Origin of the sequence: Staphylococcus sp. HMSC62A08 (assembly GCF_001839105.1) — a bacterium.
Lineage (GTDB): Bacteria > Bacillota > Bacilli > Staphylococcales > Staphylococcaceae > Staphylococcus > Staphylococcus caprae.
Window position 1 is genome coordinate 2,056 of sequence record NZ_KV840053.1, and the last position, 11,096, is coordinate 13,151.

Consider the following 11,096-nt stretch of genomic DNA (forward strand, 5'->3'; position numbering starts at 1 on the left):
TGATTGATCTGCGAGTTCTGTTTCTTCTTGGATTGCGTTTTGTTGTGCAGTTAACTCTGAAGTTGATGGTCCGTTTTGTTGTTGTGTTTCAGCTTTCGCTTCTTGGATATCTTGCGCTTCTGGTGACTGGTCTGCAAGTTTTGTTTCTTCTTGAATTGCATTTTGTTGCGCAGCTAACTCTGAAGCTGTTGGACCGCTTTGTTGTTGTGTCTCTGCTTTCGCGTCTTGAATATTTTGCGCTTCTGGTGATTGATCTGCGAGTTCTGTTTCTTCTTGAATTGCATTTTGTTGTGCAGTTAACTCTGAAGCTGATGGTCCTTGCTCTTGGTCAAAATCATCTTTCGTAGCTTCTAGTTTAGCCTCTTGAATTTCTTGTGCTTCAGGAGACTGATCTGCAAGGTTGTTATCGTTCACTTCTCTTTGAATCGCTACTTTTTGAGCTTGCAATTCTTCAGAAGTTAATCCATCTTTAGAGCGATTTCTAAAGTCTTCCACTTTTTCTCTAACTGAATTAACTGTATTCTCAGCTTGTTCTTTATAATCAAGAACTTTGTTTCTTAAATCTCTTTCTTTATCTCTTAATTCATCTGTCTTTTTGTAAACTTTATTCTTATAGTATAAACCTAAAGCAGAACCAACGATGGCACTAGCTATAAAGCTTACTACAAAATCCTTACGTTTAGGCGCTCTTGATGAATAACGTGACGTACGGTTATATAAATCACGACCTGTATTATTTGTCTCAAAATCATCGCGGTTATAATGTTCCATAAACAATTCCTCCTAAAACAAAAGCACTTAAATAAGTAAAAACCTCATTTAAGTGCATTTAATTCGTTCGTATTAATTATTTGTTAACACGTGTAGTGTAGCTATGATCAGCATTGTGATCTGAATCAGTATAGCCATGCTTAGCATCGTCAGCTACAGTGTTTGTTTTGTAGTTTGCACTTCCTCTACGGTAGTATCTATTTTGCCATTTGTCTGCAATTTCCATTGCAACGTTTGACCATTGTACTACTTGAGAAATTTTATCTTCATTTTGAGAAATGTTGTGCGTAATTGAGTTTGTTACTCGATCTACAGAACCATTTAAATTTTGTACTGAGTCACCAATGCCTTTAACAGCATCTACAACTGAGTTTAAACGATCCACTTTACCTTGAATATCTTCAGTTAAACGATTTGCTTTATGAAGTAAATCAGTAGTTTCACGAGTAATACCTTGAACTTGACCTTCAACACCATCTAGTGTTTTAGCCACGTAATCTAAATTCTTTTTAACAGAAATTAAAACAACAACGATACCGATACATAAGATTAAGAAAGCTATCGCGGCAATAATTCCTGCAATTGGTAAAATCCAATCCATTAAAAACGCCTCCTAAATACCTTAAATTAAAGTCATTAATATTTAATACCCATGATGTTTTAATATAAACATATTAAAAGTCATTTTCTACGCCTAATTTTTCAAAATATGCTTTAAGTAACTTTTGAATGTCACCCGCACCCATAAATAAAATTACAGCGTTTTCAAATTTTTCTAATACGTCAATACTATTTTCATCTATTAGTGCCGAACCGTCAATACGATTAATTAAATCTTCTATTGTTAAGTCACCAGTATTTTCTCTAATCGAACCAAAAATTTCACATAAGAATACTTGATCTGCTTTACTCAAGCTAGATGCAAATTCATCAAGAAATGCTTGTGTTCTAGAGAAAGTGTGTGGTTGAAAGACAGCTACTACCTCTTTATTTGGGTATTTTTTTCGAGCTGACTCAATTGTAGCACTAATTTCTCTTGGATGGTGAGCATAATCGTCTACTAATACTTGATTAGATACTTTTGTTTCATTAAAGCGACGTTTTACACCACCAAACGTTTCTAACGCTTCTTTAATATTTTCAATATCCATTTTTTCTAAATAACTTATCGCAATAACTGCAAGCGTATTTAAAATATTATGGTCGCCAAATTGTGGTGATAAGAATTGATCATAATATTCACCATTGATATAAACATCAAATTGAGTACCTTTTTCAGTAATTTGAATGTTCTTAGCATAGATATCATCTGATTCTTTAAAACCATAATAATAAATTGGTACATCAGCTTCTAATTTACGTAAGTAATCATCATCGCCCCATGCAATAATTGCTTTTTTAACGTTATGTGCCATATCTTGGAAAGCATCATATACGTCTTCAATATTTTTGAAATAATCAGGGTGATCGAAATCAATGTTTGTCATAATTGCATAATCTGGATGATAACTTAAAAAGTGTCTACGGTATTCACACGCTTCAAATGCAAAATAGTCACTACCTGGCAGGCCCATTCCAGTACCATCACCAATGAGGAATGATGTCTTTTTATCACCATTCATCACATGTGAAAGTAAGCCAGTAGTTGAAGTTTTACCATGTGCACCCGTAACCGCTACAGAAGTATATTGATCAATCACATGACCAAGAAAATCATGATACTTAATTACATCTAATTTTAAATCATGTGCTCTAACGATCTCTTCATGAGTATCTGGAAATGCATTCCCTTGAATGACTACCATACCTTCTTTTATATTGTCAGCATCAAAAGGTAGAATTTTAATGCCTTTATTTCTTAGAGCAACTTCTGTAAATACGTATTTTTCAATGTCTGATCCTTGGACTTCATGACCAAGGTCATGCATGATTTGTGCTAATGAACTCATGCCGGAACCTTTAATTCCGACAAAATGATAGTGCGTCATTTTAATACTCCTTACTCAATTTATTCTTTATTTAAATCCGCTTCAGTAATATAAACATCCCTTGGTTTAGAACCATTAGCGCCTGAAATATAGCCTAACTGTTCTAACTGATCGATAATTCTAGCTGCTCTATTGTAACCAATTTGGAAATGTCTTTGGATAAGTGAAGTTGAAATATGTCCTTCATTTACCATAAACTCGCACACATCGTCGAATAAATCGTCTTGTGCTTGAGATTGTGTTTTCTTAAGTAATTCCTTTTCCTCAAATAAATATTCAGGGTCGCGTTGCTGTTTAATAAAGTCAACAACATCATCAATTTCTTCATCAGAAACAAATGTCCCTTGAACGCGAATTGGCTTATTCATGCCACTACCTAGGTATAACATATCTCCATAACCTAGAAGACGTTCTGCGCCACCACTATCTAGAATTGTTCTTGAATCAACGCTTGAAGATACCATAAACGCAATTCTAGTAGGAATATTCGCTTTGATAAGACCAGTAATGACATTAACTGATGGTCTTTGTGTTGCAACTAACATGTGAATACCACATGCGCGCGCTTTTTGAGCAATACGTGCAATGGATTGCTCTACCTCTTGAGGCGCCATCATCATTAAGTCGGCCAACTCATCAATTACTATAACAATTTTCGGCATTCTTTGCTCATACGGTGCCTTTTTGTTGAAAGCAGTAATATTTCTCACATGGTATTGCGCAAATAGTTTATAACGTTTCTCCATTTCTTCGACTGCCCATTTTAAACTTTGTGTGGCAGCTTTAACATCAGTAATTACTGGAGAAACTAAGTGTGGTAAATCGTTATATGGCGCGAGTTCTACCATTTTAGGATCAATCAATAATAGGCGTAATTCTTCTGGATGATTTTTATATAATAGTGACATCAATATACTATTGATACAAACTGATTTACCTGACCCCGTTGCCCCTGCAATTAAAGCGTGAGGCGTTTTAGCGATATCCATAAGCAATGGTTCATTATTAATTCTATAACCCATTGCTACAGTCAATTTAGATTCTGTATTTTTAAATTTAGGCGTCTCAATGATTGACCTTAAGTTTACTTTAGTTGGATTTTGGTTTGGCACTTCTATACCAACTAGACTCGTTCCAGGAATTGGTGCCTCAATACGAATATCTTTTGCTGCTAAAGCCATTTTAATATCATCTTGAAGTGCAGTAATTCTTGAAACTTTAACACCTTTTTCTACAGATAATTCAAATCTTGTCACACTTGGACCTTCAGTCACATTTTTAACTTCTGCAGGTACGTTGAAATAGTACAATGCATCATTTAGTTCCTGTTTCTTTTCTTCTATCCACTCTTCGTTGATTTCGTGTGGTTCTGGCTCCTCTAATAAATCAAAGCTAGGTAGTTTGATATTAGGCCCTTTTCTTATTCCTTGATGTTGAGGTTGTTGTTGGCTCTGATGTTCATGATGATTTGAATCTTGTTCTTGTGTCACATTTGAATTGTGTGTTGTAGTAGTTTCTTCATGATCTTCTACTTGATGACTCATGTGACTGTTTAATTCATGATGATCTTCTATATTCTGCGCTTCTGAAAAGTGAAAATCAGTATTCGATGTTTCTACATCATTTGTATTCGAATCATGATCGTCATTATTAGATTGTAGATTTTCATCAGTACCACTATTCGAAGCTGCATCTTTAGGATTAGGATGACGATAATCTTGTTGTGACGTTGATTCTGAATGTTCTATATCGTTACTATCTTCATTTGATGAAGTGGAGTAAGTAGTAGAACCTGATTCACTCTCAGAAGATCGACTCGAATCGGTAGTGCTATAAGAAGCATTCTGAGTATGACGCTGTTCAGGTTTTAATTCTGGAACATTTACACTATGCTCTTTTTTACTATCCATCATTCGCTTCTTATCAGATGGCGTCATTAAAACGTTGAACGGTCGGCTACCACCAAATCGTTGTTTCGGTTTAGCTGGCGCTTCAGATTTTGAATGTGATACTTCTGTATCCATTTCAGAACCTTGGTTTTGACCTTCTTGACTTGAAGACGTTGAATGCGGTTCGCTAGTTGAAGTTGCACGCTCACTTTCTAAAGTCTGACTTGATTGAATAGTTTCGCTTGGCTGTTCTTTGAACGACTCACTTGAAAACGACTCACTTGAACTTGCAGATTGATCTGTATCATTGATATCTCTATGTTTCGCATATTCTGTTTCATTGTCCACGCTTTGATTAATTGCCTCATTGTACTGATGTTGTTTTGAGTCTTCTTGTTCAGAATGAGTTGTTTCATCTGATTGTTGTTGACTATCGTCTAATTCGTGGAATTGTGCATCTTCAATCTCTTCATCTTTCTTGTTAAGCTCATTTTCGTTATCTTGACCTGAATTAATCGGACTATCGTTCACTTGTACATCTTCATCATTTAACTTTTGAATATGATGTTCATCATCTAGATTAATCTCTTCGTAATTATAGGATGACGCGCCAATTTGATCCTCTTCAAAAGACTTTGTTGAAGGATGATCTGAAGAATCATTTAACTCTACATCGATATGATCTTCATTGTCATCTTCGTCTAGAGAACTTTCTCCAATGTATTGATGCGCTTGTTTAGCATACATTTCATCAATCGCTTTTTGAATACTATCCTCTTCTGAATTTTGATTTTGTTGTCTTTTAGCTTGTAATGCTTTCTTAAATCTCCGTTTTTGAAGAACTTTTCGTTCTCTTTCTCGTCTAATCTCTTCAACGATTTGAGAAGCGTAGATATTTTCGATATTGATTGTGTTGTCTCTTTTAGAATAGTTCGGCGTTTTCCCTTTTGATTGATGAGATGATTGTTGCGTTGACTGTTGCTCTGGTGAAGACAGTTGAGAACGACTTGAATTCTTTGATTGCTGTTCGTTGTCACTTTTCTCAGGTTGATTAAAATGCAGCGAGTCTTCTTGTTGATAACCCATTTGGCTATTAATTGACTGTCTATACATGTTCACATCGTATTCATTTGAAGCGTGACGTTGGCTTTGCTTAGAATCAGAATCTTTATTATTCTTATCCTTTGAATCATCGTTTTGTGATTCTTGTTTAGGTGGTATCACACCATTCTCAATTGGTCGTCTTTTCTTAGTTCCGAATATAGCTGATGGAACTTCACTCGCTTTAAAGCTACTACGATGATATGTAAATTCAGAACTTGAAGGTGAATGTAACTGACTTTTAGATTTTAATCGCTCAGATTGTAATTTCGTACGAGGATGATGGTTCTCTTTCTTGTGATCTTTTTGAGCGTTTGACTGACTATAGGTATTTCTTCTGCTATTACGTTTAGGTTCATGAGAAGTTTGTTTATCGACATGATTGCTTTGATAACTATCGCTAGCACTACCTTCAGTCATTTGTGAAGCTCTACGACGTCGATGTCTTTTCCCGTAGCTATCAGTAGTATAGGTTTGTCCATAGTCTTGCGTGTAATTTGAGTCAGAATACGCCTGATATCCAGAAGTTTCACTTTCATCGTAACTATGTTCCTCATATTGAGCAGATGTTTCCTCAGACACTTGCATAGGAAATCTAAATTTTCCTCTTGGGCGATTATAAATGTCATTATTTTGAGGCAGTAATGAGTCTTGATTATTTTGTTGTGATTGCGAACTCTGTCTTCTTTTTTTATTTTTACGTAACAGGTCGCTATTTGAATCATTATCTTCGCCAAATAATTTATCAAACCAGCTCATAATTCCACTACCTTTCTTAATTAATCAAAAAATGCTTGCCCAATTTCGTAATCGTCGCTTAATACCATAATACCTTTTTCTTGTGGCGCGTTAGGTAAATTCAATTCTTTCATTGAACAAATCATACCGCTAGAAGCAACACCACGGAGTTCAGCATCTTTAATGACCATTCCGCTTGGCATCACAGCGCCGACTTTTGCTACAACGACTTTTTGACCTGCTTCAACATTTGGTGCTCCACATACAATTTGCAGTGTATCGTTACCAACATTGACGTTAAGTACGCTTAACTTATCAGCATCAGGATGTTTTTCTTTAGTTTCTACATATCCTACAACAAATTTTGGAGATAGGTCTGTATCTAATTGATAATTAAATCCTGCATCTGAAATTGCTTGTTGTAAAGCATTAATGATTTCTGAAGTTAATTTAATATGTCCATTTCCTTCAATATTTACCTTTTTAGATGCGTCAAACACGTTATAGCCTACGACTTGTCCTTCTTTTGTAATTTCAACGACATCGTTTTGTTTATTGTATTCAAACACACCGTCTGTAGGTTCAATTTGTAAGAATGCCACATCTCCTACACCTTGTGGGTTGTAAAATAAGTTCATTTATAAAACTCCATTTCTATTATTTATCTTTATCATTGAATTTCTTTCTATTCGCTTCTAATCTCTGAATGACATCAGGATTTCGCTTTTGTTTATTATTTTTCCCTAAAATGAATATCGGTTCTAGGTGCCCTTTATCATAGCCAAAGGACAATGATGTAATAGGTACTAATCCTTTAGTAAAGAATTCCATAGTTAAATGGGCCATGACATCATAACCTGTTTTATTGCGTATATCAGCGATAACAAGAACGTCTTGATGAGGTACAGCTACAAGCATTTCACCTTCGCATTGTTCTTGAATCTCATTTAAGAAAGATGTATTAAGTATGCGACTGGCATCATATCCATCATTAGAGTTGATGAAGTAGAAGATATTTCCTTTAACTTCATCTGTAGCGTATTTATTTTCAAGTTTTCTAACATTGAATAATGACATTTCTTTAACTTGTTGTTCTGTCATATTTAATGTTTCTAACATACTTTTGTCTATTAATCGATATGATTTACCAAAATCCAGTGCATAGTAAATATTAGTTTCAGCGGTATGTTCGCTAATGACAAATGATTGACCTTCTTTGGTCTTCTTATCAAAACTTGTTGCTCTTATAACTGGCATGATTTTTATATCATCAAGTTGTTCAATGGCGTTATCCCCCATTTGAGCAATAGCTTCTTCAACGTAATAAACAATTTCATCTACAATTTTATCTTTTTGCTCTTCATATTTAGCGACAATAGCATTGAGTTTAATTGTTACACCTTTATGATTATCTGTTCGATAGATTCGCAATGTTTCTTCTTCTCTATCAAATTTAAAGTCCACATTTAAATGATTTAAACGTGCTTTTAATTTATCTCTCATTTGAAAGACGTTCATTTATAACACTCCTATTTTCGCACCTTATAACAGTTTACAATAAATAACCGCTATATAACAGAAAAAACTAAAATACAGTGTGTATATTTCGTGGGTTTTAAAATTTATACAAATCTAGATGTGTTGTGCTAAAAATTCGTCGATTTGTTCAATTGATTTTCTTTCTTTTCCAATATAGCTACCTAAAAGTTCGCCATCTTTAAAAACTAAAAAGCTCGGTATTCCTAGAATATCGTTATCTATACATAAATCAATAAATTGATCTCTATCTACAGAGACAAAATCAAATTCTTGATATTTCTCTTCTAACTTGGGTAAATCAGGTTCGATAACTCTACAATCTGGACACCATCCAGCAGTAAATTCAAACACCGTTTTACCTTGTTTTAATTCTTCGAATTGTTTTTCAGATTCAAGTTGTTTCATACTCTATACTCCTTATCCAAATTTTAAAGTTTCAATTTGTTGTTCAGTTAAGTTCATAATACTTTCTTTTAATAATTGTCTTGCAGCATAATAATCTCTTATATCAAATACTGCATCAGTACTGTGGATATATCTCGCACAAACGCCAATGACTGCTGTTGGAATCCCTTCATTAGCTTTATGAATTTCTCCGCCATCTGTACCACCTGGAGAAATGTAATATTGATGTGCAATATCATTAGATTCAGCTAATTGTAACAGATAGTCTCTAAACTGAGGTTTTAATATCATCGTACCATCTTTAATACGTATGAGTGTGCCCTCCCCTAGTGCACCAGAGAGTTGTTGTTTGCCTTTAATATCATTTGCTGGTGAACAATCTACAACGAAGGCAATGTCAGGATTAATTTGTTCTGCTGCCGCTTTCGCACCTCTTAAACCAACTTCCTCTTGCACATTTGCACCTACATATAAATCTACATCTAATTCTGTATCCTTGAGTAATTCTAATATTTCTATCGCAAGCACACAACCGTATCGATTATCCCAGGCTTTCGCACTATAGCGATGCTCAGATAATTGTGTGAATATTGTATCTGGGACAATGGTGTCGCCAATTTCTATCCCTCTACTTCTTACTTCTTCTTGGGAAGTAGCACCTATATCTAACATCAAATCTTTAATTTCAGGAACAGCTTCGTTTCCTGTTCTAAAATGTTTTGGTATGTTGGCTACTACACCCACGACTTGATCACCATTTCTATTTTTCACTTTAAGTCTCTGACCTTGCCAAATATCATTTGCAACGCCACCTAATTGAGTGAATTGTATCATGCCGTTATCTGTGATATGTGTAATCATAAAGCCAATTTCATCCATATGAGCTGCAACCATTACTTTTGGTGCATTCGCTTTTTTAGATTTTTTAATACCATAAAATCCGCCCATTTTATTTTGAAGACATTCATCTACGTATGGTGCCATTTCTTTTTTCATGTAATCTCTAACTTCATTTTCGAAACCAGGGGCTCCATGAAGTTCTGTTAAATTTTTAATTCGTTCTAAAGTTTTCGTATTTTCAATCGTCATACAAAATCTCACTCCTTGTACTCTATTATATCATCTTCAATATGGTAAACTAATGATAAGAATTTCGTTAAGAGGAGAATATATGATGAAGTTTTTTAATTTAAAAAGTATCGCACTCATGACATTTACAACAACTGTTATAGTTTCTATCTGTGCAATTATTTATTTAGCTAAGCACAAATTTTATAACGCAGAACGATTACTTGAAGAAGTTAAAACATACTTTAGAGAAGTTAAAGGCTCTTATATCGTGCATCAGCCTATCGTTTTAGATAACGTCAATCAGAATCAACCTATCTATCAAGGCGGTATTACAGCCTACAAACATGGTGAATTAGTAGAATATGAGTTTTATGCAGATGCACTTTCTGGACAAGTACTTGATATTATAGAGTTATGATATTTTATACGAAATGTAAGAAATAAAGGTTATAGTTTGAGAGTTAACTAAAATTCCTCAAACTATAACCCTTTTTTTATCTGGGAATGTATGTGTCGATTGTCTTATGGTCATCTTTGTATTTTACTGCAAAATAATTTTCATCATGGTAAAACAAGAACCAATAATTATGATACATAAAATATGGAATCAAACGTTCTTTTTCACGGATAGATTGCATTGGATAATCATCGTATGCCGTTACCCAAAGTGGATTGAGATGAGCAGTCGTTGGGAAAATGTCAGCCATATGAACAGCATGCTCCCCTTCGCTTTCAATTGTAATAATAGAATGACCAAAGCTATGGCCACCTGTATGAATCATCTTAATTCCAGGATAAGGTTCTATTTCATTTTCAAATAAAATAAGATTTTGCTTATAATCGCCTTGATTTTCTTCCCAATAAGTTGCTTGGCTTCTTATGTGAGGTGATAAAAATTCATGCCATTCGTCCTGCTGAATAAAATGTGTCGCATTTTCGAAAATTGCATGTCCATGATTATCAGTTAATCCAGTTGCGTGATCGAAATGGAGATGTGTCATCAATACCATGTCAATGTCAGAGGTAGTTAATCCTAGTTGAGCTAAATCTTCTTGAATGAGACTCTCATAGTCTACACCACTATTGCGTTGCTGTTTTTCAGAAAGTTTACCATTACCTAAACCTGTATCTATTAAAATGTTCTTATCTTCAGTTTGAATAAATATAGGATGTGTAGGCGTGTGAATTTGATTTTTATCATTGACTTTATATTTTCTCGTCCATAATGGTTTAGGCACGACGCCAAACATAGCTCCGCCATCTATATTTGTGTTCCCACCTCTTAAATAATGTATTGTAAACTTTCCTAATTTCATAAATAACTCCTCCTCTACGTTATTTATATTCTAAATTGATGTAAATTACATCTTTTATTCAAAAGTATTACAAATATTATCTAAGCGCAATTCAAACAAATGATTTTTAACATATGAGAACGATTTAAAAATTAATAAAAAAGGCTGGGACATGATTAATTGTCTCAGCCTTTTTTTACATATTGGCAGTAGATGTCTGAATTAAAAGTGCACTTATATCAAGCTTCTTTTAATCCTAGCTATCCTTGTCGGCGGGGCCCCAACACAGAGAATTTCTT

General features: G+C 34.4%; 9 protein-coding genes and 1 pseudogene. 1 reads left to right on the plus strand and 9 read right to left on the minus strand.

Features of this window, described 5'->3' with window-relative positions:
• From HMPREF3264_RS11310 to HMPREF3264_RS11345, 8 genes and pseudogenes are all read right to left on the minus strand, one after another.
• Positions 1–771, minus strand: a pseudogene (locus HMPREF3264_RS11310) (smooth muscle caldesmon); the annotation flags it as partial.
• A gap of 76 nt (positions 772–847) precedes the next feature.
• Complete coding sequence (locus HMPREF3264_RS11315) at positions 848–1,372, minus strand: DUF948 domain-containing protein (protein WP_070873373.1); 525 nt, start codon at positions 1,370–1,372, stop codon at positions 848–850.
• A gap of 73 nt (positions 1,373–1,445) precedes the next feature.
• The gene (gene murC, locus HMPREF3264_RS11320) at positions 1,446–2,759 is read right to left on the minus strand and encodes a UDP-N-acetylmuramate--L-alanine ligase (RefSeq protein ID WP_070873374.1); all 1,314 of its coding nucleotides are present in this window, start codon (positions 2,757–2,759) and stop codon (positions 1,446–1,448) included.
• A 20-nt stretch (positions 2,760–2,779) separates the two neighbouring features.
• Positions 2,780–6,508 (minus strand): DNA translocase FtsK, encoded by a 3,729-nt coding sequence (locus HMPREF3264_RS11325; RefSeq protein WP_070873375.1) that lies wholly within the window; start codon positions 6,506–6,508, stop codon positions 2,780–2,782.
• Between the two features lie 20 nt (positions 6,509–6,528).
• On the minus strand, positions 6,529–7,125 hold the full coding sequence (gene ytpR, locus HMPREF3264_RS11330; RefSeq protein ID WP_070873376.1) for a YtpR family tRNA-binding protein: 597 nt from the start codon (positions 7,123–7,125) through the stop codon (positions 6,529–6,531).
• A gap of 19 nt (positions 7,126–7,144) precedes the next feature.
• Positions 7,145–8,005 carry a DUF1444 domain-containing protein gene (locus tag HMPREF3264_RS11335; RefSeq protein WP_070873377.1) on the minus strand — a complete coding sequence of 287 codons (861 nt, stop codon included), beginning with the start codon at positions 8,003–8,005 and terminating at the stop codon, positions 7,145–7,147.
• 114 nt (positions 8,006–8,119) lie between these two features.
• A complete protein-coding gene (locus tag HMPREF3264_RS11340) occupies positions 8,120–8,431 on the minus strand; it encodes a thioredoxin family protein (protein WP_070830819.1) in 312 nt (103 codons plus the stop codon).
• Positions 8,432–8,443: 12 nt separating this feature from the next.
• The gene (locus tag HMPREF3264_RS11345) at positions 8,444–9,520 is read right to left on the minus strand and encodes a M42 family metallopeptidase (RefSeq protein WP_070873378.1); all 1,077 of its coding nucleotides are present in this window, start codon (positions 9,518–9,520) and stop codon (positions 8,444–8,446) included.
• An 85-nt stretch (positions 9,521–9,605) separates the two neighbouring features.
• Between HMPREF3264_RS11345 and HMPREF3264_RS11350 the strand changes: the two genes are divergently transcribed.
• Positions 9,606–9,920: a peptidase gene (locus tag HMPREF3264_RS11350; protein ID WP_037541514.1), complete on the plus strand. Its 315-nt coding sequence runs from the start codon at positions 9,606–9,608 to the stop codon at positions 9,918–9,920.
• A 76-nt stretch (positions 9,921–9,996) separates the two neighbouring features.
• Here the strand turns inward: HMPREF3264_RS11350 and HMPREF3264_RS11355 are convergent, their stop codons facing one another.
• On the minus strand, positions 9,997–10,818 hold the full coding sequence (locus HMPREF3264_RS11355) for a YtnP family quorum-quenching lactonase (RefSeq protein WP_070873379.1): 822 nt from the start codon (positions 10,816–10,818) through the stop codon (positions 9,997–9,999).
• Positions 10,819–11,096: the final 278 nt, after the last annotated feature.

What these genes read in the sequence shown, in the direction of transcription:
- HMPREF3264_RS11315 (WP_070873373.1), bottom strand. Translation starts at nt 1,372, where the DNA reads ATGGATTGGATTTTACCAATTGCAGGAATTATTGCCGCGATAGCTTTC.
- murC (WP_070873374.1), bottom strand. Translation starts at nt 2,759, where the DNA reads ATGACGCACTATCATTTTGTCGGAATTAAAGGTTCCGGCATGAGTTCA.
- HMPREF3264_RS11325 (WP_070873375.1), bottom strand. Translation starts at nt 6,508, where the DNA reads ATGAGCTGGTTTGATAAATTATTTGGCGAAGATAATGATTCAAATAGC.
- ytpR (WP_070873376.1), bottom strand. Translation starts at nt 7,125, where the DNA reads ATGAACTTATTTTACAACCCACAAGGTGTAGGAGATGTGGCATTCTTA.
- HMPREF3264_RS11335 (WP_070873377.1), bottom strand. Translation starts at nt 8,005, where the DNA reads ATGAACGTCTTTCAAATGAGAGATAAATTAAAAGCACGTTTAAATCAT.
- HMPREF3264_RS11340 (WP_070830819.1), bottom strand. Translation starts at nt 8,431, where the DNA reads ATGAAACAACTTGAATCTGAAAAACAATTCGAAGAATTAAAACAAGGT.
- HMPREF3264_RS11345 (WP_070873378.1), bottom strand. Translation starts at nt 9,520, where the DNA reads ATGACGATTGAAAATACGAAAACTTTAGAACGAATTAAAAATTTAACA.
- HMPREF3264_RS11350 (WP_037541514.1), top strand. Translation starts at nt 9,606, where the DNA reads ATGAAGTTTTTTAATTTAAAAAGTATCGCACTCATGACATTTACAACA.
- HMPREF3264_RS11355 (WP_070873379.1), bottom strand. Translation starts at nt 10,818, where the DNA reads ATGAAATTAGGAAAGTTTACAATACATTATTTAAGAGGTGGGAACACA.